The sequence below is a fragment of the Algibacter sp. L4_22 genome, from assembly GCF_023473045.1.
Taxonomy (GTDB): Bacteria; Bacteroidota; Bacteroidia; order Flavobacteriales; family Flavobacteriaceae; genus Algibacter.
Window position 1 is genome coordinate 1 of record NZ_JAMCOK010000104.1, and the last position, 246, is coordinate 246.

General features: G+C 44.7%; 1 pseudogene. It reads left to right on the forward strand.

The window, feature by feature from the left end:
- Positions 1-246 (forward strand): annotated as a pseudogene (locus tag M4I23_RS19725) (ISNCY family transposase); the annotation flags it as partial.

Genomic DNA, 246 nt, shown 5'->3' on the forward strand with positions numbered 1-246 from the left:
GTTCGAGAGTCCAAGCAAGAACTCGACGATATTTTCAGTTGGCAAGAAACCCGCAAGCTCTCAAAGTCGCTGACATTTCAATACGATAAAGTGATTTATCTCATTGAACCTACTGAAGAAAACAGCCGACTAGCGCACGAACATGTCAAGGTACTCGACTACCCAAACGGTGAAATCGCCATCCAATACGGGCATCGAAAACTCGAATTCAAAACCTTCGACAAACTCGAGCACGTTCAACAAACC